The 22,136-nt window shown below is 46.2% G+C and carries 13 protein-coding genes and 1 pseudogene; 11 read left to right on the forward strand and 3 right to left on the reverse strand.

The genetic code is table 11. The features are described from left to right. Positions 1-45: 45 nt before the first annotated feature. From P2A85_RS24740 to P2A85_RS24770, 7 genes are all read left to right on the forward strand, one after another. A complete protein-coding gene (locus P2A85_RS24740; RefSeq protein ID WP_377481692.1) occupies positions 46-369 on the forward strand; it encodes a hypothetical protein in 324 nt (107 codons plus the stop codon). A 203-nt stretch (positions 370-572) separates the two neighbouring features. Then, positions 573-2,102 carry a photosystem II chlorophyll-binding protein CP47 gene (gene psbB / locus P2A85_RS24745; protein WP_340517992.1) on the forward strand — a complete coding sequence of 510 codons (1,530 nt, stop codon included), beginning with the start codon at positions 573-575 and terminating at the stop codon, positions 2,100-2,102. Between the two features lie 146 nt (positions 2,103-2,248). Beyond that, entirely contained in the window at positions 2,249-2,344 is a 96-nt protein-coding gene (locus tag P2A85_RS24750; protein WP_083622085.1) for a photosystem II reaction center protein T, read from the forward strand. Positions 2,345-2,437: 93 nt separating this feature from the next. Beyond that, positions 2,438-2,995: a transcriptional regulator NrdR gene (gene nrdR / locus P2A85_RS24755; protein ID WP_377476004.1), complete on the forward strand. Its 558-nt coding sequence runs from the start codon at positions 2,438-2,440 to the stop codon at positions 2,993-2,995. A gap of 576 nt (positions 2,996-3,571) precedes the next feature. After that, positions 3,572-4,663, forward strand: coding sequence for a 30S ribosomal protein S1 (locus P2A85_RS24760; RefSeq protein ID WP_377476005.1), 1,092 nt, complete (start codon positions 3,572-3,574; stop codon positions 4,661-4,663). Between the two features lie 305 nt (positions 4,664-4,968). Continuing rightward, positions 4,969-9,201, forward strand: a complete 4,233-nt coding sequence (locus P2A85_RS24765; protein WP_377476007.1) for a chemotaxis protein CheB — start codon at positions 4,969-4,971, stop codon at positions 9,199-9,201. 129 nt (positions 9,202-9,330) lie between these two features. Next, the gene (locus P2A85_RS24770; RefSeq protein ID WP_377476008.1) at positions 9,331-10,065 is read left to right on the forward strand and encodes an HAD family hydrolase; all 735 of its coding nucleotides are present in this window, start codon (positions 9,331-9,333) and stop codon (positions 10,063-10,065) included. A 158-nt stretch (positions 10,066-10,223) separates the two neighbouring features. On the opposite strand, the gene P2A85_RS24775 is transcribed toward P2A85_RS24770, so the two are convergent. Then, on the reverse strand, positions 10,224-17,093 hold the full coding sequence (locus tag P2A85_RS24775) for a translocation/assembly module TamB domain-containing protein (RefSeq protein WP_377476009.1): 6,870 nt from the start codon (positions 17,091-17,093) through the stop codon (positions 10,224-10,226). Between the two features lie 392 nt (positions 17,094-17,485). On the opposite strand from P2A85_RS24775, the gene P2A85_RS24780 reads away from it, so the two are divergent. The 4 genes from P2A85_RS24780 (at position 17,486) to P2A85_RS24795 (ending at position 20,069) form a co-directional block, all read left to right on the forward strand. After that, positions 17,486-17,854 (forward strand): DUF3110 domain-containing protein, encoded by a 369-nt coding sequence (locus P2A85_RS24780; RefSeq protein ID WP_371115527.1) that lies wholly within the window; start codon positions 17,486-17,488, stop codon positions 17,852-17,854. 19 nt (positions 17,855-17,873) lie between these two features. Beyond that, positions 17,874-18,791: an N-acetylmuramic acid 6-phosphate etherase gene (gene murQ / locus P2A85_RS24785; protein WP_377476010.1), complete on the forward strand. Its 918-nt coding sequence runs from the start codon at positions 17,874-17,876 to the stop codon at positions 18,789-18,791. A 109-nt stretch (positions 18,792-18,900) separates the two neighbouring features. Continuing rightward, positions 18,901-19,596, forward strand: a complete 696-nt coding sequence (locus P2A85_RS24790) for a hypothetical protein (RefSeq protein ID WP_377476011.1) — start codon at positions 18,901-18,903, stop codon at positions 19,594-19,596. An 8-nt stretch (positions 19,597-19,604) separates the two neighbouring features. Further along, entirely contained in the window at positions 19,605-20,069 is a 465-nt protein-coding gene (locus P2A85_RS24795) for a sensor histidine kinase (protein ID WP_377476012.1), read from the forward strand. A 256-nt stretch (positions 20,070-20,325) separates the two neighbouring features. Here P2A85_RS24795 and P2A85_RS24800 read toward each other — a convergent pair whose 3' ends face one another. Together P2A85_RS24800 and P2A85_RS24805 are read right to left on the reverse strand one after the other, a co-directional pair. Beyond that, positions 20,326-20,841: an adenylate kinase gene (locus P2A85_RS24800; RefSeq protein ID WP_377476013.1), complete on the reverse strand. Its 516-nt coding sequence runs from the start codon at positions 20,839-20,841 to the stop codon at positions 20,326-20,328. A 274-nt stretch (positions 20,842-21,115) separates the two neighbouring features. Further along, positions 21,116-22,024, reverse strand: a pseudogene (locus P2A85_RS24805) (sensor histidine kinase); the annotation flags it as partial. Positions 22,025-22,136: the final 112 nt, after the last annotated feature.

A 22,136-nucleotide genomic window follows, 5' to 3' on the forward strand; every position in this document is an offset into this window, starting at 1 on the left:
GCAATTTTGCGCTATGTTAGACAACAAAATCTCAAGCGTACACAAGTGAAATATTTCTTCTTATCCGACGGTTGGACGATCGGGCGCGTCTGGGGAGTAGGTGGTTTGTGGACAGATGCCGGCTGGAGACGCCAACCAGACATTACACAACTTAACGTCTGCCTCTGGGACCAAAAGGAAAAAATGTGGCTCTACCGCGTAGAAGATGCCGTACTCATGGTAGAGGTTAAACCGACAGTCCCTCCAGACAATACCGATCCCGCCAAAAATATCGGCAGTGTCGTACTGACCAGACTCATCGATGCCGAGCAAGTAATCGATCGCCTTGGGACTATTTCCGCCAACTGTCAAATCGGCAACTCCCAATGAATGTCAGGCCGACATATTGCAATCGGTTCTAAGACTCGATACACTTCGTTAAATAACTTTCATTTTTACGCCTCCATTCTCGAAGGCAGAAAGCAGAAGGCAAAAAGCAGGATTTAAAGCCCGCAGGTAACTGCTCAGGAATTAAAATCTGATTTTTGATTCAAAATAGACATCATCACTTACACATTGGAGCAACGCAGTCAATGGGATTACCCTGGTATCGCGTACACACAGTCGTCTTAAATGACCCAGGCCGATTGATTTCTGTACACTTAATGCACACAGCCCTCGTGGCAGGCTGGGCCGGCTCAATGGCCCTTTACGAATTAGCAGTTTTCGATCCCACAGACCCAGTTCTCAACCCCATGTGGCGTCAAGGGATGTTCGTGCTACCCTTTATGACTCGTTTAGGAGTCACCGGTTCTTGGGGTGGTTGGAGCATTACGGGCGAAGGTAACGTCGATCCGGGCTACTGGTCCTTTGAAGGCGTCGCCGCTGCCCACATCATCCTCTCTGGCTTGCTGTTTTTAGCAGCAGTCTGGCACTGGGTATTTTGGGACTTGGAACTCTTCAGAGACCCCCGCACTGGCGAACCCGCCCTCGATTTGCCAAAAATGTTTGGCATTCACTTGTTCCTCTCTGGCTTACTTTGCTTCGGCTTTGGTGCTTTTCACCTGTCTGGACTCTTCGGACCTGGAATGTGGGTTTCTGACCCCTACGGTCTGACCGGTCACGTCCAACCAGTGGCTCCTGCCTGGGGCCCTGAAGGCTTCGATCCGTTCAATCCAGGTGGCATCGTGGCTCACCACATTGCAGCGGGTGTAGTCGGCGTGATTGCTGGTTTGTTCCACTTGACCGTGCGCCCACCGGAACGGCTTTACAAAGCTCTGCGGATGGGGAATATCGAAACTGTGCTTTCTAGCAGTATCGCTGCTGTGTTCTTTGCAGCTTTTGTGGTGGCTGGTACCATGTGGTACGGTTCGGCTGCTACTCCGATCGAACTTTTTGGCCCGACTCGCTATCAGTGGGATGGCGGCTACTTCCAACAAGAAATCGATCGCCGAGCCCAAGCTAGTTTAGCCGGTGGCGCTAGTTTCCAAGAAGCTTACGAGAAAATTCCGGAAAAATTGGCTTTCTACGACTACGTGGGCAACTCTCCTGCTAAAGGTGGTTTGTTCCGCGCCGGCGCGATGGTTAATGGCGACGGTATTGCTAAATCTTGGCTGGGCCATCCAGTATTTACTGACAGCGAAGGTCGGGTATTGTCGGTTCGCCGTCTCCCCAACTTCTTTGAAACTTTCCCTGTGATTTTGACCGACAAAGATGGCATCGTTCGCGCTGACATTCCCTTCCGTCGTGCTGAATCTAAATACAGCTTTGAACAAAGTGGAGTTACTGTCACTTTCTACGGTGGCGAATATAACGGTCAAACCTTTAGCAGTCCTTTGGATGTTAAGAAGTTTGCTCGCGCCGCCCAAAAGGGTGAGGTATTTGAATTCGATCGCGAAACTTTGAAGTCTGACGGGGTTTTCCGTACTTCTACTCGTGGTTGGTTCACTTTTGGACACGCTTGCTTTGCTTTGCTGTTCTTCTTCGGCCACATTTGGCACGGTTCTCGGACAATCTTCCGCGACGTGTTTGCTGGAGTTGAAGCTGACATGGAAGAACAAGTCGAGTGGGGCTTGTTCCAAAAGTTGGGCGACGTAACGACAAGAAGAGAAGAATCTATCTAGGTTTCTCTCACTATTGGACACCGGGAATTTTTCCCGGTGTTGCAAAAACCCGGTTTCTTGAAGAAACCGGGTTTTTTTATTTAGCAAGAAAAGGAACGATAATTGAGATAAAATAAAACTGCAAGGGAAGATAGGGAAAATTTAACATGGAAAGCGTTGCTTACATTTTGATTCTGGCTTTGGCATTAGGTGTACTATTTTTTGCGATCGCCTTCCGGGAACCTCCCCGCATTGGTAAATAAGCCGATCGATATTTCTAGTCCAGCAATTCATCTGACCCCACCAGAGTCAGATGAATTGCGATTTTATGGCAACGCCTGTAAAAATCAGCAATCATGCGCTGTTCCTCCTGTCAACATACCAATAGTCGCGTTCTCGAATCGCGTTCAGCCGAATCTGGTCAAAGTATTCGGCGGCGACGCGAGTGTCTGAATTGTCAGCATCGCTTCACAACTTACGAACGTATAGAATTTGTGCCGATTACGGTGATCAAACGGGACGGTAAACGCGAATCTTTCGATCGGTCCAAGTTAGTCAGGGGACTGGTTAGAGCCTGCGAAAAAACGGGTTTGTCTTCTGGGCAACTTGAAACTCTCGCAGAAGAAATTGAGGCCGGGCTTCAAGGTCGATCGCTCCGGGAAGTCACCAGCTCGGACATTGGAGAATTAGTATTATTACATCTGCGGCCACTGAGCGAAGTTGCTTATGTCCGTTTTGCCTCCGTATATCGGCAGTTTCGAGGGATTCGAGATTTTGTGGAGACCCTAAATCACCTTCAGAGTCCGCTCGATGCAGCTTTGTGTCCAGAAAGTCCGTCCGAAAATGACCCAGATTTGTCGGAAGTGGATGATATCAATTCCGGTAGCATCGGAATTATTAGTAGCCGAAATTAGGAGACGGCAGTGCCGTGTCCCTACCCTAAAATTATCTGAGGACACGGCAATGCCCATTAGTGTCAACTTAAGCTGCCAGTCCGCCAAGTCCTTTAGTGGGCCCGCGAGTCCGACAGGGAATGAATTCCCTGTCTCAAAGCGCAAGTCCTCTCAAGAGGACTCAAGAGAAGAATTTTCAACTCCTGCCGTCCTCTTTGAGAGGACTGTCTTCTATTAGACAGGGGTTTCAACCCCTGTCGGACTGGCGGGATGACGGGCGGACTTGGCGGGCCCACAGCTTAAGTTGACACTCCTTGGGCACTGCCGTGTCGTGGTCTAAATTAATTTGAAAGCAGTAGGCGGGTAAGTTATAATTGTCTACTGGACTCTGAATGTTAAAAATCAAACGCTTTAACATAGAGTTGAAATTAAGAGCAATGGCAAGCGCCTGTGTGCGGTTGCACCGGGCAAAAGTTGGCAAAAACTGACTTTCGTAAAAGATTTTGCAAAAAGTTAACTCCTTTTTTACCAAAATCTCTAATATCTGCCTGCACAAATGAAAAACATGAAGGAGAGAAATCCTAGGAAATTATTCGCATGGTCAATCTCAAAACCACTGTCAAAGATATCGGCTTTACTCACGAGGATTTTGCGGCCCTACTTGATAAATATGACTATCACTTTAGCCCTGGCGATGTAGTAGCGGGTACAGTTTTTAGTATAGAACCGAGGGGTGCTCTGATTGATATCGGTGCTAAAACAGCAGCGTACATTCCGATTCAGGAAATGTCGATCAATCGAGTGGAAAGCCCTGAAGAGGTATTGCAATCAAACGAAACCAGAGAATTTTTCATCCTCACCGATGAAAATGAAGACGGGCAATTAACCCTGTCTATCCGACGCATTGAGTATATGCGGGCCTGGGAAAGAGTTCGACAACTGCAAGCAGAAGATGCCACAGTGCGATCGCAAGTTTTTGCCACTAACCGTGGTGGTGCACTGGTGAGAATAGAAGGGTTGCGAGGCTTCATTCCCGGTTCTCACATCAGCACCCGCAAACCAAAAGAAGAATTAGTTGCTGAAGAATTGCCATTAAAATTCTTAGAGGTAGACGAAGACCGTAACCGCTTAGTCTTAAGCCACCGTCGCGCCTTAGTGGAACGCAAGATGAACCGCCTCGAAGTTGGAGAAGTGGTCATCGGTACTGTGCGTGGTATCAAGCCCTACGGTGCTTTTATCGACATCGGCGGAGTCAGCGGCTTGTTGCACATCTCCGAAATTTCGCACGATCACATCGATACGCCTCATAGCGTGTTTAATGTCAACGACGAAGTGAAAGTAATGATCATTGACTTGGATGCTGAGAGAGGTCGGATTTCTCTCTCCACCAAGCAATTGGAACCGGAACCAGGAGCGATGGTCAAAAATCGTGAATTGGTATACGAAAAAGCTGAAGAAATGGCAGCCAAGTTCCGTGAAAAAATGCTAGCTCAAAAACAAGCTAAAGCTAGCATGGAAATTCCTGTAGATGCGATCGATTCTGATGAACTCTCCGATGAAATACTCGAAGACATACCATCAGCAATGGAAGAAGATTTGCCGGAAGAAATACCCGCAGCAGTAACGGAAGCCACACCGGAAGCCACATTAGAGGTAGAGACAGAAATACCTCCGGCGACTGTAGAATAAATCCGATTCACTGTTATAAAAAAGAGGGAATAACCCTCTTTTTTTTTAGTTATTAGTTATTGGTTATTAGTTATAGCAACCGCCAAGGCGATTAAGGCAGGAGGAACGGAAATTTCCAAATCTTGCTAAGGTCTTTACTATTTTATGTATAGCCTTTCTCAGGTAGATGAGTAATCCCTAGGACAACATTTATTTAGACATTCCCTTCATAAGTAGGACAATTGGTGTAGACTGAGATGAGCTAAAGGCACTGAGATTGTCAGACCCTCCCCACCCATGACAACGGGGGCACAATGGAGATTTCTATGGTCGCTAATCAGCCTGATGAAGAAAATGTACCAGAATCGATCGCACTATCCCTCATCGACCCCGAACCGCAAAACACAGTTGATTCCGCCTTTCCCATCGTTGGGATTGTGGCCTCGGCCGGAGGACTAGAAGCATTCACAGAATTACTCCATCACTTACCAACCGATACTGGTATGGCCTTTGTGCTGATTCAGCACTTAGACCCCAATCACGAAAGTCTGCTGACCGAAATTCTCGCCAGAACCACACAAATGCCAGTCAGTCAGGTGGTTGACGGGACGACTGTAGAGCCGAATCAAGTATACATAATTCCGCCCAACACTAAGATGACACTAGCCAGCGGTGTCCTGAAACTGACAGCCCGCGAGAAAATTTATGGCAAATATATGCCGGGAGATGCGTTTCTGGTGTCCTTGGCGGCCGATCGCGGACCCAAGGCCCTGGCCGTAGTATTATCCGGGGGAGACGGAGATGGTTCCATCGGGATCAAGGCAATTAAAGCAGCCGGAGGTGTGACATTTGCTCAATGCGAAGCCTCGGCAAAATTCGATAGTATGCCAAATACCGCAGTGGCTACAGGTAATGTAGACTTCGTTTTACCCCCTCAAAAAATTGCCGAGGAACTGGCAAATTTCCGCGCTGATTCCTGGCTTTCTTCCCCGATATTGACCACCACAGTTACAGAATCACCCCCAGACAACTATGTCCGCACCGGTATTTTAGGATTGTTGCGATCGACTACAGGGGTTGACTTCACCCACTACAAAGTCGCTACGATCGATCGACGCATCCAACGACGAATGGTATTGTACAAGCTCGAGTCGTTGGCAGATTACGCCCAATATCTGCAAGACCATCCGCCTGAAGTCTATGCGCTGTATCAAGAAATGCTGATCCACGTCACCAGTTTTTTTCGCGATCCAGAAGCCTTTCAACAGCTAAAAGAGCTGGTTTTTCCCACGATTATCGCAAATAAGTCAGTCAAGAATCCCATACGGATTTGGGTGGCGGGATGTTCAACAGGAGAAGAAGTTTACTCGATCGCCTTTTGTTTGTTAGAGTTTTTGGGCGATCGATCTCCCCAGCCACAGATCCAGATTTTTGCCACAGATATTAGCGAAGCCGCCATTAACAAAGCCAGGTCTGGCTTTTACTTAGAAAACCAGATGCTCGACGTTTCACCAGAGCGCCGGACTCGCTTCTTTATATGGGAAGGAGGAGGCTATAAAATCAACAAAACAGTCCGCGAATTGTGTATATTTGCCAGACAAAACTTAGCCAGCGACCCGCCTTTTTCCAACCTCGATCTCATTAGCTGTCGCAATGTGCTGATTTACCTAGCAGATCCTTTGCAAAAAAGAGTGATTCCGATTTTTCATTACAGTCTTAACCAGACTGGCTTTCTCTTGTTAGGCTATTCTGAGAGTATTGGAAAATTTTCATCTTTGTTTAATTCATTGCACAAAAAGTGCAAAATTTATGCTAAGATTTTTACTGAAAATAGTCAGATATTTTCCTTTGCGACGAGTTCTTACCCCATTGCTAAAGTAAATAAATCTGACTCCACTAATGAAAGCGATCCAGATGGGTTTGACTTACAGCAATACACAGACCAACTAATTTTGAATCGCTACGCCCCAACAGGTGTGGTTGTCAACGAGCAGATGAACATTCTGCAAGTGCGGGGAGATACCAATGCTTACTTGAGACTGACACCAGGGATTCCCAGCTTAAACTTGCTGACAATGGCAAGGGAAGACTTAGCCATCGAACTTCGTACTGCAATGTATCAGGCACTGATGCAGAACGTAGTTGTGAGAAAAGAAGGGATAAATTTGGTTGTGGGCGAGCGATCGAGTCTCGTCAATCTTGAGGTGATTCCCTTCCATCCCGCCCGGGCAGAATCACGCTACTTTTTGGTTCTATTTGAAGAGGCTTTACTTACTGCGGTCAACCTCAGTACCGTAAATTTTGAAAGCTTGAATCCTGCTGATTTACAGCGCGAGATTCTGGAACTGAGACAGGCACTGGCCACCGCGAATGAAGACAAAAATGTGGCTCAAGCACATCTCCAATCGGTAATTCAGCAGCAGGAAATTCTCAACCAAGATATCAAAGTTGCCAACGAAGAAATCCTATCCAGCAACGAGGAGCTGCAAAGCACCAACGAGGAACTAGAAACGGCAAAAGAAGAGATTCAAGCCACCAATGAAGAACTGATCACCACTAACGAAGAACTTCGGAGTCGAAATATTGAACAACATCATATTAATAACGACTTGATCAATTTGCTTGGTAGTATAAATATTCCGATTTTAATGGTGGAAAACGATTTAAAAATTAGACGCTTTACGCCGATGGCACAGCAACTTTTCAATCTGATTCCTACCGATATTGGGCGGCCTTTTAGTGATATTCGTTCCCATCTTGATGTTCCCGATTTGTCAGGGATGATTTTGGAGGTGATTGAGACTCTCCAGACCAGGGAACAAGAAGTTCAAACTCTAGCGGGATATTGGTACGTCCTCCGCATTCGTCCTTATCGGACTACGGAAAACCGCATTGATGGTGTGGTAATGGTTTGGATCGATATTGATTCTATGAAACGCAGTACCAAAACCTTAGAGTTAGCCCGAAATTATGCTGAAACCATCGTCGAAACTGTTCCCACACCTTTAGTCGTCCTGGATACGGATTTATGTGTGAATACAGCCAATCGATGTTTCTATGAAACGTTTCAGGTTTCCTTCCCAGAAACATCGCAGATTTCACTGTTTGAGTTGGGAAATGGGCAATGGAATATTCCCAAACTGCGATCGATATTAGCAGATATTCTGGTGAGTGATGTTCAGCTTCAAAACTTTGAGTTAGAGCACGTATTTGAGCAGATTGGGCAGAAAACTATGTTGCTGAATGCTTCTAAACTGCAACGAGAAGACCAAGATATGATGATTTTGTTGTCGATCGAGGATATCACAAGTCGCCAGCAGTTTGAGATAGAGCGATCGCAGCTATTGATGCAGGAGCAGTTAGCCCGTCAACAAGCAGAAAACAGCAACCGTGCTAAAGATGAATTTCTGGCGAATCTCTCCCATGAACTTCGTAACCCCCTGACTCCCATCCTGGGATGGGCAAAATTGCTGCGCTCTGGCAAACTTAATGAAGCAGCCGTGACTCGCGCCCTAGAGGTGATTGAGCGGAGTGCGATCGCCCAAACTCAGTTAATTGAAGATATTCTGGATATTTCCCGGATTACGAGTGGTAAACTGCATCTGGATACCAGTCCGATCGATCTGCTGGTAGTGGTGCAAAGTGCGATCGACGGGGTGCAATTATCAGCGGATGCCAAAAACATCAAAATATTTGCCCAGTTGAGTTCTGCGACAGTTTTAGGGGATGCTGACAGGCTGCAACAAGTCCTATGGAATCTGCTATCTAACTCGATTAAGTTTACTCCATCGGGTGGACGAGTAGAAATTGTCTTAGAGGCGATCGACAGTCACGCTCAAATTCGTGTCAGCGACACCGGAAAAGGCATTGGGGCAGAATTTTTGCCGTATATATTCGATCGTTTCCATCAAGCTGATTCCAGCACTACCAAGACTAATCAAGGGCTAGGATTAGGATTGTCCATCGTGCGTCATTTAGTCGAACTTCATGGTGGTACAGTGGGAGCTGAAAGTCCGGGTGAGGGACAAGGAACTACGATGACTGTGAGGTTGCCGCTAGTTTCAATTCCCCAGGAATTAACACCGCCGAGTGATGTAGAACCGCCTGTATTTACACTACCTTTAAGCACTTCCAAAGATGGGGGACGGGGCCTTGAAGGTTTGCAGATTTTAAGCGTAGATGATGATATGGATACCCGCGAGTTATTGCAATTTGTCCTGGAAGACTACGGGGCCGAGGTGCTGACGGTGGGCTCTGCAAAAGAGGCGATCGCAGCTTTGACTGAAAACCTTGACAAATATGACATCCTGATATCTGATATTGGAATGCCAGAGGAAGATGGGTATTCCTTGATGCAACAAGTTCGTTCTCTTGATGCCGAAGCTGGAAACATTCCAGCCATTGCGCTGACTGCTTATGCTAGCGATGGAGAGCGACAAAAGGCGATCGATGCAGGTTTTAACAAGCATATTGCTAAACCTGTTAAGCCTGCTCAATTAACCTTAATGATTGCGGATTTAATCGCTAAAAAGAATGCCTTGGGGTTTGTTTCGGAATGATTTAACCACAGAGAACGCAGAGAGCGCAGAGGCAGAGAAGAGAGGGATAAATAATTCCGATACTAATTGCGAAAAACATCGAAAGATGAGAAAATAGAAAAAAATATAAAAATTCAGGAGTTTTGATTCTTGGTAACTATTAAATGTCGGGGTATTACGTTCTCTAATATTCAAGCCATTATCTTTGACAAAGACGGCACTCTAGAGGATTCTCAAGAATTTTTGAGACATTTAGGGCTGAAGCGATCGCGCTTGGTAGATGCCCAAATTCCGGGCGTTGGAGAGCCATTGCAAATGGCTTTCGGTATCGAAGCTGGTAAAATCGACCCCACGGGCTTGATGGCAGTGGGTAGCCGCCGGGAAAACGAAATTGTAGCTGCGGGATATATTGCCGAAACTGGCAGAGGATGGATAGAATCTTTAGCGATTGCCCAACGTGCTTTTGATGAAGCCGACGCAATGTTAAAAAATAGTCCGCCTTCTCCCTTATTTGTGGGCAGTTTAGAAGTGTTGAAATCTCTCTCAGATGCGGGTTTGAAACTGGGAATTCTTTCGGCTGCTACGACTCAAGCCGTGAAAAACTTTGTGAAAAGTTCCGAATTAGGCGCATACATTCAGTTAGAAATGGGTGTGGATTCTGTGCATCTCAATAAACCCGATCCTAAATTATTTTTGTTAGCTTGTGAGAGACTGGGAGTAGAACCCGCAGCAACTTTGATGGTGGGAGATTCAGCGGGAGATATTCAGATGGGTAAAAATGCTGGCGCGGCGGGCTGTATTGGGATTTGTTGGGGGAAAGCCGAGGCTAGTCATTTGTCCCAGGCTGATGTCACCATCGCATCTTTGGATGAAATTACAATTTAGTTATTGGTTATTTGTTATTTGTTATTTGTTATTGGTTGTTTGTTATATCCAATCCGCTAGCATAGTCCTGTATTCATCTCTCTGATCTCCCTCTGTGTCCTCTGTGTTCTCTGTGGTTAAATCCTTCGTTTTTCTGCGTTTCCAGAGCTTATTTCCTTTTAAAATCTTAATTCATACTCCACAGTTGCTCGATTATCTCCTTGAAAATCAGTAGAACCACGCAACAAAACCTTGTCACTCAAACGATAGCGCAAATTGAATTCTGTGGGCTGATTAGCAGACAACACCCGGATGATAGTAGCCGAAAGATTGCGGGTAATATCGCCTCCAATTTCCAATCCGACACCGAGGGAACCGGCACCACCACTTGTGGAACCCCCACTAGCCGTGCGCCCTTCTCCGCTACCAATCCTAGTGGGAAATAGCCGGAATTCCGTTAATCCCGTGGCATTTGTAATTACAGATTGAATGTTGCCAAATAAGCCAGCACCTGCTAAATTGGCGATCGCCAGGGTACTATCTCCCTTACCTAAAGTTTGGATAAAACTGCCACCTAACAGTGCGACAATTTCTATTTGCGATCGATTCGGAGAACTTCTCAACTCCAAACTATCAGCCAACCCAGAAGCTTTTCCCCTCACCAAGGCTTGAACTCGTACACTCCGCACATTCCCAAACAGATTCGGTTCATCTGCTATTTCCGATGCGACAGAATTTCCCGGAGTCCGAAATCTGGTTACTTCCTGTACCGAAGTTGCTAATCTCACATCCAGAGTCGGGTCTAATCCTTGGGATGGTATAAAAGTAGCAGTTTGGGGATATCCTCGATCGAGCCTAAACTGGGTTGTAAACAAATTCACAGCACCGTTTGTCAATCTAATTGTACCCTCCGGGCGCAGATCGTCAAGAGTACCGTTGACAGTCAAACCTCCAGTCGCCCCAAAACTCAATATGGGCGGGCTTTTAACTTGAATTCCACGCCCCAAGTTTAACCGCAAATCATTTAAACGGACTTCAAAGGAAGGAGAAGAGGAAGTCGCAGGAGAAACCTCAACCGCAGGAGAAACCTCAACCGCAGCAGAAGGAGTTTTAGGGGAAGCAGCAGCAGCAGAGACTAACTTTGTCGCACCACCTGTACTGGATAAAAATACCTCGCCCTCATACAGTTCAATTTTGCCACTCAACTGCGGCCGCAAAGCAGTGCCGATCGCCTGCACTTGACCAACTACCTTGCCACGGTACAATCCTTTAAGGTCCAAACCCAACTTATCTAAATTTACAGCCAAGGGACTAGCCCCATCCACATCACCCTCAACAAAAGGTACTGACAGCGGAATCACACCTTGCGCGACAATTTCTCCCTGGGACCACTGTCCCCGAATTCCCTCTACCCGAATGCGATCGCCCTCAAAGCGCACCGCCCCAGTCAGCCCTGTGAGCGGTTCTGGGACGGCTTTGGCGCGGACGGTTGCATTTTCAAAATTTGCAATTCCTTGAGCTACAGGGCGTTCCAGGGTTCCTCCCACGCGAATTTGCACCTGTCCCTTGCCACTAACCCAAGTAAGTTGGGGAGTCAAGACATTAATAATGGCCAATCCTTCATTTTGCAAATTGGCCCGCAAATCGATTTGATTGCTATCAGGTTTGACAGTGGCAAAAGGCAACTCAAAGGGTAAACTTCCCTGAACTTCAATCGGTTCGGTTTGAGTCACCAAAGCGCTGCCCCCAAAATTCAGACGGGCGTTGCTGTAACTGAAACTGCCATCGGCTTTTTTAATTGGTTCTCTGTTGAGAGTACCGTCTTGCAAACTCAATTCTCCGGCTAGTTGCGGATTAGCTAAAGTGCCGGCCAAGTTTGCCCGCAGATTCAAATTGCCCGTGACATCGACAAAGGGCAATTCCACCAGTTTTGCTAACTCTTCGACTGGTAAATTTTCCACCCGCAACTGCCCGGATTGAGCTTTTTGGCCTAGTTGTCCAGAAAAGCTGATCGCACTTTTGCCCGATCGAATTTCCAGAGGTAAGATAGTTAGAATCCCGTCCTGGAAACCTCCCTCAATGCTGAATTGTTGGGCGACATATTTACCCCAGCGCCAGTTATCACCTTTGACATTAAATTTAGCTTGAATTCCGGTTTGCAAAGAACCGGCTACGGCAATCTCTCCACCAAAAATGCCTTGCAATTGATCCAAGGGAGGCAAGGGTTCCGATGCTGTGACTGCTTGCTGCTGTTTGAGAATTTCTTCAATTTCTACCAAGCGCTGCAACTGTTCGATTAAAGGGGCTTCGGGGACTCCCACTGCTACGGTTTGGACATCGGCGGCCCTACCGTAAACGGGAGGTTTTAAACCTCTGGCGAAATCTCCTAAATTGAAATATTCCCCGGCGGCTAAAACTTGTTGGAGGTTTCCCTGTTGGATGTTAACTTTTCCGGCAAATTCCGGGTTAGCGCCTGCTTTCACATTGCCAGAAATTAAGTATTGACCGCTGCCTTGGCGGAAAACGCCGTTGTTGAGAGTGGCGCTACCGTTAGCATAGCTAAATTCTGCCTGGAAACTGTCACCTTTAATATAGCCGATCGCTGGTTGGGCGATCGCAATTTGTCCATTTGCTTGCAAAGTCGCCGGATTCAGTGGCATTTTCCAACCGGGCACGTTAACTTGTCCCGAAACCGTACCAGTTATCGGCCCCAAACCAGCATCTTTACCAGGTGATAGATTCAAAGCTGCGAGGGGGAAATCGCTTAAATTGACTTGCAGAGTTTCGCCCTCAGTTTGGCCGCTAGCCACCGATTCCCCGCGTTTGACTAAGAAAGATGTCGGTAGGAAAGATGGATTTAAGACTATTTCGATTTTGTCTTGACGCCCAGCTAGACGCAAATCTACACTTTTGCCCAAACCTGCATTCACAGTACCCGCCAGTAGGGGGTCAAAAGCTACCTGATTTACGGCTAAATCTCGCACAGCCACATCGCCAACTAAGCTGAGGGCGCTGAGGGTGCCGGTGAGGCGGCCGACAAAATCGACATTGCCGCGCAGGGGCAGATTATTCTCTGAAGACTTTTTGGCACCCATGGGTGTCAAAAATCCGAGTTGTTCTGTCGGTAAGGCTTCCAGGTTAAAGTTGGCGAGTTTGACATTCAAATCTAGATTAGAAATCGAAGGCAATCCTTTACCTGCAAGTTCGACGTTAACAATGCCATTGGCTGTCAAACCGGGAATTGTAGCGTTCTCAATTTCCACCCGTTTGCCATCCCAATTAAATATAGCCTCAAGAGGTTGTTTGAGAAATGGCAATTCCGAGATGCGAAAACTGCCACCAGCGCGAACATCCTGTAGGGGCGGTGCCCCCGTGCCCGCCCGTGCCCCCGTGCCCGCCCGTGCCCCCGTGCCCGCCCGTGCCCCCGTGCCCGCCCGTGCCCCCGTGTCCGCCCGTGCCCCCGTGCCCGCCCGTTCCCCCGTGCCCGCCCGTTCCCCCGTGCCCGCCCGTTCCCCCGTGCCCGCCCGTTCCCCCGTGCCCGCCCGTGCCCCCGTGCCCGCTGCGATCGGACCTGATAAATTTAGATTACCGTTAAATAGTCCTCGGAGTATGGGCAGATTTTGGGCTTGAGAGACTAAACCTGGGGATTGCAAGTTTTGGCGCTGGGATTCAAAGGCTTTCTGGAAGCGACTTAGGGCAATTTGTCCGCCGTTAATTGATGCGCGCCAATTCCCCGATTCGGCTTGGGCTTTGGCATTGACAGTACCTCCACCGTTGGCCAGTCTAATTTGTCCTTCGCCCTGGGCGGTGATGCCGTTGGCGGTTAAGTTATCTACTGTTCCCAAAAGGCGGATTTTGCCGTCGAGATTGCCATCAATTTCTGGTGGTAAATCTGCTGTCAGTAAACCGGTTTGTTTGAGGGTTTGCTGGAGATTGGCTAGGGCGATGTCGTTGGTTTCGAGGAATGCTTGCCAGTTGCCGTTTTCTAATTGGGCTGTAGTGTCGATCGCCCCAAGTCCATTGGCCAAAATCCGCGTTTCTCCCCTAGCACTAATTCCCTTTGCTGTCAAGTTATCTAAACTGCCGGCGGCTTGGAGTTGGCCGTTTATTCTGCCGTCAAATCCTGTGGGCAAAGTCGCCGTTAGGGGAAACAGTTGGAGATTGCGGACTGTTTGTTCTAAACGACTGAGAATAGGGCGATCGAGATTAGCGACAGCTTGCCACCGTCCGGCGGCTAATTTGGCCTTAAAATCTACCGTACCATCAGCAATATTTAATTTGCCACTGCTGTTGGCTGCAATCTCAACTGCGCTTGATTTCTCCAGACTGCCACTGACTTTGATTTGATTGGATACTTGTCCGTCAATGGATTTGAAATTACCTATTTTGGATTTGAGGTTGTTGAGATTTGCCGTTTGCTGAGGGTCAGTGTTAAACGCTGAGGCTACATCTAACAAGGGCAACCCTAAATCTACCAAGTTGCGGATGGCAGTGCGATCGGTTTCCGCCAGTCCTTGCCAATTTCCCTCTACTAATTCTCCTTGGAAATTAACATTGCCTGAACCCAGATTCAGTTGACCACGGCCTGCAACATTAATGCCCTTTGCCGTCAAATCGTCCAGACTACCTGTAGCTTGAAATTGACTTGATAGTTGTCCATCAATCGATTTGAGATTAGCTATTTTGGATTTGAGATTGTTGAGATTTGCCGTGGGCTGGTTGTCAGTATTCAAGGCTGAAGCTACATCTAACAGTGGCAATCCTAAATCTACTAAGCGACTGATGGCTACCCGTTCTGTTGCTGCAATTCCTTGCCAATTTCCCTCTACCAATTCTCCCTGGAAATTGAGATTACTCTCAGCAATATTGAGTTTACCACTACCTCTCACATTGATGACTTTGGCGGTTACATTGTCAATATTTCCCCTAGCTTGAAATTCCCCTGCCAACTGTCCATCAAACGATTTTAAATTGGTAATTTTGGATTTGAGATTGTTGATATTATTGATTTTTTCGGCGTTTGAAGTGTTAGAAGTACCAAGAGTCACAAATGGCAAGCCAATATCTATGAGTCGATTCAGAGCCACTTTTTCTGTATTACCAAAAGCTTGCCAACTCCCCGATGCTAGTTCGCCATTAACATTCACAATACTGTCAGCTATATTTAATTGTCCTTTAGCTCTAGCATCGATCGCATTTAAACTAAAATTGTCGAGAGTGCCTGCTGCTTCGGCAGTTCCGCTGAAGAAACTTGCTAATTCAGGAGGTAAGGAAAGTCCGGGTACAACTGGCTGTAAACTGTTGAGATTAACTCGATCGCCTTTAATCAAAGCTTGCCATCGACGGCCGACGATGGCCGCATTCACATTCACAGCAGCATCGCCAATTTTAATAACGGTATTTGGCAAATCCACCGCATTTCCGCCGGCGCGAACTTCGCCACTAGCCGGAAAGTTCCCCTGGGGTGCTTGCCATTGTACCCTAGCTTGAATATTGTTTAAAGGGCCAAAGATTTGACTTTTAGCTGAGACGCTCCCAAGTTTAACTGTAGCAGGAATTGGGAGACTGTAAATTTGGGCGATCGCGTCGGCGGGCAAGTTTTCGGCTTGCAAATCAAACACCAAACCCGATGGTGAATTGTTATTTGCCAAGGCGATATCAATTTGACCTTTACCACCAATTTTACCACCAACAGCAGGCTCCACCAGAATATCGCTCAACGTCAAAGCTAAGGATGAAAGTGGGGGAATTGAAGATACAGAATTGGGAGTTGGGGCTGGGGCTGTTCTACCTCGTTCTAGTTTAAAGTTGGTGCTAATATTTTTGAATTGTAGGCGATCGACTATAGCTGGTTTGGTGGATGCGATCGCACCTACCATAACTGGCTGCGAAACAGTCCCACTCAATTTAGCATCTAGCTTGACTTCTCCCGCAGCCACCAAGGGCAATATTACTTTTTGACCTAATTCTTGTTCCAGTGCGCTGATAATGTTTGTCGCTGTCACTGGTGGCACATTTGCTACCAGATCGAACTTAGATTGCTCCAGATTGAAATTAGCTCCCGTTGCCACTGTCCCTGCTACTTTTAGAGGTATCAAACCGTAATTAGCAGTCAGACTATCAACTATAATATTAGTCCCCTGAAACCGCACTTGACCGCTACTATTTAGGATTGGCTGTCTCAGCGCTTTAATGGCTAAATCAACTCCTTGAAAATCAGAAGTTCCGGTAATGCCAAATACTTTATTGTCTCGTAATTGTACAGTTAAATTACCATTGGCTAGACCTTTATCGAAATAAACATCAGGAACTCTTAGCAACTGAACTAGGTAAGACAAAGGCAATTTTTGACCTTGCATCTGTATATTAGTCTGAGCTGTACTCAACAGAGAATCAGCCTTAATAATAAAATTATCACTATTGGTAAAATTACCATTTAATTCATAAATAACTCGCTGGTTTTGCTGCGAAAATTGAGCGCTACCTCTTTTAATAATTACAGAAATGGGCAGAGGTTTTTTTAAGCCCAATGCTGGAGCAGGAGCCAATACTGCACCGACATTTTCAACTCTAATTGCACCAATTTCGGTTTTAAATAAACTGGGAGATTTCGGCTTGTCGAGAGTGGGAATATTAACCCAAACTCCTCGTTCGTCCTGTTCGATATAAGCGTTGGGTTTGACTAAGGTAATATCTAACTTGAGAGTGCGGTGGAACAACAGTTGCCAGAGTGAAAATTGCACTTCCACTGCTTCGGTAGAGGCATAATCGGGATCGGTAGCAGTTGCAGGTAGGCTCGATCGACCAAATCGCAAACTTGTGGGAGAAAATCTCTCCAAACGTCCAATGTGCACCGGGCGTTTCACTAGCTTAGTAACTTCAGTTTCCACCACAGGAGCTAACTTTTCGGGAATCCACCAAGCAGCAGCAGCGGCCGCCCCCACCAGGGCGACAATCCCCAATCCCGTACCGCTAAGCAGTAGAGGACGCCACCAGCGAACAGTGGGAGGGGGTGCGAGTTGATTTTTGTCATCGGGAGAGTTAGTCATGGTTGTCTCTGAGAGAGATTCGGAGAATTCAGGAATTGATATCAATTCCGGTTGTATGGGAATGATTTAACCGCGAAGGCGCGAAGTACGCGAAGCAAGAGAAGAGAGAGTTTAATACAGGACGATGAAGAGAGAATTTTATATGACACTCCCCGATGCTAATGCTATCGCATGCAGCGCTGGCTTTCAGCAGCCTAAAAGATATCCATCTCACCAGCAAGTCAGTCGCCAACCACAGGGATGGTGAAAGCACTGCCCCATTCTGGGCCATATTCAACATTCTAGAGTGCCACTTTCTCGCGGGAGTAAGTCTCAGGTCAAAAATCAAAAATCAAAAATCGACCGATCGATCCTAAGATAAAAAAACGCTGGTTAGGAAAGTTTGTAAACTTATGCGAGTGTTCGTCTTACTCTTCAATGCCCGCACGGAGAATGAAGGAATTCATACCATTCAACTCGGCGATCGCAATAAGGTTCTCATGTTTGAGTCAGAAGACGACGCCATCCGCTTTGGCGTGATGTTGGAAGCTCAGGATTTTCCCGAACCTACTGTCGAGGCGATCGACGAGGAAGAAATTAAGGATTTCTGCGATAGTGTCGATTATGACTGGGAACTGGTGCCGGCAGGGGCGCTGGAAATTCCGCCCGAAAACAATGTAGCACAGACAGAGTGGAGCTCTCAGCCCCAACCAAAGCCTGATACTGATGTCTCCCAAAGCGAACTAGACTCTATTCGCCGCCGACTTGAAGGACTTTTGTAATATTCACACTTGACACAAAATGAAGAATTTGGAAGAACGGGGGCATCTGCTGACGGAACAGGTGAATGCCAATAGTGAGAATTTAGATCGGCTAAGTTCGATCGAATTGGTGGACTTGTTCAACCGGGAAGACGCTCAAACTTTAAAGGCGATTGCTCAAGCCCGCGAGCATTTAGCCCAAACCATTGACATCGCTGCTGAGTGTCTCCGTCAAGGAGGCCGCCTGTTTTACGTCGGTGCGGGTACTTCTGGGCGTTTGGGGGTACTGGACGCGGCTGAGTGTCCGCCCACCTTCTGCACGCCACCAGAGCTGGTACAGGGGATTATTGCTGGGGGTGCTGGAGCTCTGGTGCGGAGTTCGGAGGATTTGGAGGATCGGGCTCAAGATGGGGCAGAGGCGATCGCCCACCGTCATATTACCAATCTCGATGTGGTCATTGGCATCACGGCTGGGGGTACGACACCGTTTGTAGCAGGTGCTTTGCAGGCTGCCCGTCAGCGGGGTGCAAAAACGGTGTTTATCGCCTGTGTACCCGCTGAACAAGTGAGTTTTGAGGCTGATGTGAATATTCGCTTGTTGGTTGGCCCGGAGATAGTGGCGGGTTCGACGCGCTTAAAGGCGGGTACGGTGACAAAAATGGCTTTGAATATTATTTCAACTGGGGTAATGGTCAAGCTGGGTAAGGTTTATGGCAATCGGATGGTTGATGTGGCTGTAACTAATCAGAAGTTACGCGATCGGGCTTTAGGAATGTTACAAGATTTGACTGATTTGAATCGGGAGGAAGCGGGGTTTTTGCTCGAAAAAAGTGGTAAGTCTGTGAAGTTGGCTTTGATGATGCACTGGACTGGTTTGGAGAAGGAGGAGTGCGATCGCATTTTGGGCGAATTTCAAGGGAATTTGCGATCGGCTGTAGCATCGATCGTTCCCAAGTAATCAAGTTGCACCAAACACCAATAAAATCAAGGATATAATCCTCATACCGCTCTGAATTAGCTCCTTGATTTAGAATCGGTCTGAGTCCAATTTTTTCAACAGATCACAGATGATGAACGTTCCCCAAAATATTGACGGTTCAGAGCCAATATCCTTGGTCAGTTTACCAAGAGATATCCAGAGAACAGAATTTATCGCCACCGCCTTAAAGCGTTTAGCGCTGAATATGGCTACTCTCACAGGAGAAGATTTTTTTCTATCTTTAGCAACTGACTTAGCTCTCACACTGAATATTCCTCATGTTTTCATCTCAGAATTGATCGGCGAGCAACTCCACACCCTCGCGATTTGGACGAAGAATCAGTTGCAACAAAATATAACTTTTGACCCTAAACCAGCGCCCTGTGGCATTTTCATGGGTTCTTCCTGCGAAAAAACTATATATCACTGCCCTTGTGAGTTACAAAGCGTATTCCCAGACGATCCAAATTTAGTAGAAATGAACGCTGAAAGTTATCTGGGAGTTGCATTGCAAGATTCAACAGGTAAATATATAGGCACTATTTGCCTCCTCGACAATCAACCGATGCTCGATCCAGAACTCTATGAAGACATCCTCAAGATATTCGCAGCGAGAGCATCGATGGAAATAGAACGAATGCGAAAAAGCGAAATAATTCAACAGCTATATGTTGAAAATATTAGACTTTACAGCCTTGAAAAAGAGAAATCTCAGCAGTTAAATGAACTTGTACAAAAACTTCAATCTACTCAACTGCAATTGGTACACACTGAAAAAATATAGACACAACGTTGATTATTCTTTCCCATCGCCTCAAAGCAAACCCTAGGCGTCCAGCCATCAAAGTTGTGAAGGAATATGGGGAATTGCCTTTGGTAGAATGTTATGTGGGACAAATCAATCAAGTATTTATGAATCTGCTGGCAAATGCGATCGATGCCTTGGAAGAATCTAATCAAGGTAAATCCTATGCCCAATTAGAAATAAATCCGAACACAATTACTATTTGTACCAGCCTAAACTCCAACCAAGTAAGGGTTCGGATCGTCGATAATGGTGTGGGAATGAAAGAAGAGGTTCGACAAAAATTGTTTTCTCCTTTCTTCACCACCAAACAAGAAGGTAAAGGTACTGGATTAGGGCTATCAATTAGTTATCAGATTATGACTGAGCAACACAATGGCAATTTGCAGTGTTTTTCTGCTCCTGGAAAAGGTGCAGAGTTTGCGATCGACATTCCACTGAATAAGGAATGAAAATTTAATAACACAAGCAAGGTATAATAAACAAATGAGTGAATATCAATGTACTTAACATTTCATCTTTATGGTCAAAGGAGACAATGAAAATTATTTTTGATGAATATTTGCCAAAATGGAATTACCGTGCTGTTCCGACAATTGAGTAGATAGTGAAGTTATTAAATTTTCATTCCTAATTTTCGACTTCCAATACCCGATACCCGATGCCCTATCCCCGATGCCCCATGCCCGATGCCCCATGCCCGATGCCCTATCCCCTATCCCCTTCCAAAAATTGTGAAATCTCTTCAGTGGATCTGAGGTGATAAACGCTTTTGGTATTTTTAGCGCGATCGACATATTCGCGATATTTGGGAGTCAAATACTTATAACACAACCAAAGATTGCGATAACTATTAATAGAACTCTTCAAGATCGGACTTTTTTCCGGCCAGCCTTCTGGCGGTTTAAAGCCACCTGAAATCATCCGTTTAGTCACCCACCAGAAATGCACGTATAGCGGCAGATCCACAAAAACCAGACTATCCGCCTCATTGAGTCGCGGCCAGAGAGTTTCCATACAACCAAATCCGTCTATAATCCATCGCTCATTAGCCAAAATTTGATCGTGGGCACGCTTATATTCTTCATGGGGAACTTCAGCGCCACCTGATTGATATTGAATCTTATCCAAAATGTAAAGTGGCAAACCAGTGATTTCGGATAATCTCTTGCTGAGAGTTGATTTACCGCCTCCAGTATTGCCAAAAACCGCTACTTTTTTCATAAGATTGCAGTTTGATCAGGTACGTTCAATATTATAGTAGGGACACAGCACTGACCATTGGTGTCAACTTAACGTCAAACCCAGTCAGAGACTGCTGGCAAGACTATTAAATCTAGATCCCCCCTAGCCCCCCTTAAGAAGGGGGGGACAGGAGTCCGATCAAAGTCCCCCTTCGATCGGGGGATTTAGGGGGATCTAGACTCAGGTAAAAACCAGATTTCTCAGGGCTTTCAGGCTTAAGTTGACACCAATGGGCAGTGCCGTATCCCTACAATTAATCATGGTAGGGACACGGCACTGCCGTATCCTCTATAAATATCGGGAGCGCGATCGCAAATTCGGTACCCTTGCCCGGTGCTGAATTAACTGAAATCGTGCCACCATGTTTCTCGGTGACAATTTGATAAGCGATCGCCAAACCCAACCCCGTACCTTTTCCGACTTCTTTCGTAGTAAATAAATGGTCAAAAACCTTTGCTTTGACTTCTTCATTCATACCCTTACCGTTATCTGCGATCGCAATTTTAACGCTATTATTTTCCACTGAGGTTGTAATGGTAATACAGTTAGGCTTGGCTTGAATTTCCGCAAAACTACGTCCATGATTAGATTCATCCAAAGCATCGATCGCATTCCCTAAAATATTCATAAACACTTGGTTTAACTGTCCGGCATAACATTCTATTTTGGCTAAATTACCATAGTCTTTAATAACTTCAATTTCTGGGCGATTCTCATTAGCTTTGAGACGATGTTTGAGGATCATAATTGTACTATTAATCCCATCGTGAATATTGCAAGCTACGGGGCGATCGGTATCCGCACGGGAGAAAGTTCGCAAACTTGTGCTGATATCTCGAATTCGACTTACTCCTTCCTTCATGGAAGCAATTAAATTAGGAAAATCTTCTCGAATATATTCAAGATCAATGGTTTCCATTTCCTCCTGAATTTCTGGGTCTAATTGTGGGTATTTTTTTTGAACCAAATCGATTAATCCAAACAAATCATTAATGTAATCTAGGGCGGGTTTAATATTGCCCCCAAGGAAACCAATAGGGTTATTAATCTCATGAGCAACCCCCGCCACCAAGTTACCCAAGGCTGACATTTTTTCACTTTGCACCATTTGTAGTTGGGTTTGCTGGAGTTGTTGAAATGCCTGTTCAATCTGTTGTGATTTTTGCCGTAGCTCTATCTCTGACTCTTGCAAGGCTTTTTGGATATACTTACGTTTAATTGCTGAAGCAATTTCATCAGCAACTGAACTTAATACCTCTAAGATTTCATCATCT

This window comes from Microcoleus anatoxicus (genome assembly GCF_042465725.1).
Lineage (GTDB): Bacteria > Cyanobacteriota > Cyanobacteriia > Cyanobacteriales > Microcoleaceae > Microcoleus > Microcoleus anatoxicus.

Excerpts from the sequence above, each read along its gene's own strand:
- psbB (WP_340517992.1), top strand. The coding sequence starts at position 573 with ATGGGATTACCCTGGTATCGCGTACACACAGTCGTCTTAAATGACCCA.
- P2A85_RS24750 (WP_083622085.1), top strand. The coding sequence starts at position 2,249 with ATGGAAAGCGTTGCTTACATTTTGATTCTGGCTTTGGCATTAGGTGTA.
- nrdR (WP_377476004.1), top strand. The coding sequence starts at position 2,438 with ATGCGCTGTTCCTCCTGTCAACATACCAATAGTCGCGTTCTCGAATCG.
- P2A85_RS24760 (WP_377476005.1), top strand. The coding sequence starts at position 3,572 with ATGGTCAATCTCAAAACCACTGTCAAAGATATCGGCTTTACTCACGAG.
- P2A85_RS24765 (WP_377476007.1), top strand. The coding sequence starts at position 4,969 with ATGGTCGCTAATCAGCCTGATGAAGAAAATGTACCAGAATCGATCGCA.
- P2A85_RS24775 (WP_377476009.1), bottom strand. The coding sequence starts at position 17,093 with ATGACTAACTCTCCCGATGACAAAAATCAACTCGCACCCCCTCCCACT.
- P2A85_RS24780 (WP_371115527.1), top strand. The coding sequence starts at position 17,486 with ATGCGAGTGTTCGTCTTACTCTTCAATGCCCGCACGGAGAATGAAGGA.
- murQ (WP_377476010.1), top strand. The coding sequence starts at position 17,874 with ATGAAGAATTTGGAAGAACGGGGGCATCTGCTGACGGAACAGGTGAAT.
- P2A85_RS24790 (WP_377476011.1), top strand. The coding sequence starts at position 18,901 with ATGATGAACGTTCCCCAAAATATTGACGGTTCAGAGCCAATATCCTTG.
- P2A85_RS24800 (WP_377476013.1), bottom strand. The coding sequence starts at position 20,841 with ATGAAAAAAGTAGCGGTTTTTGGCAATACTGGAGGCGGTAAATCAACT.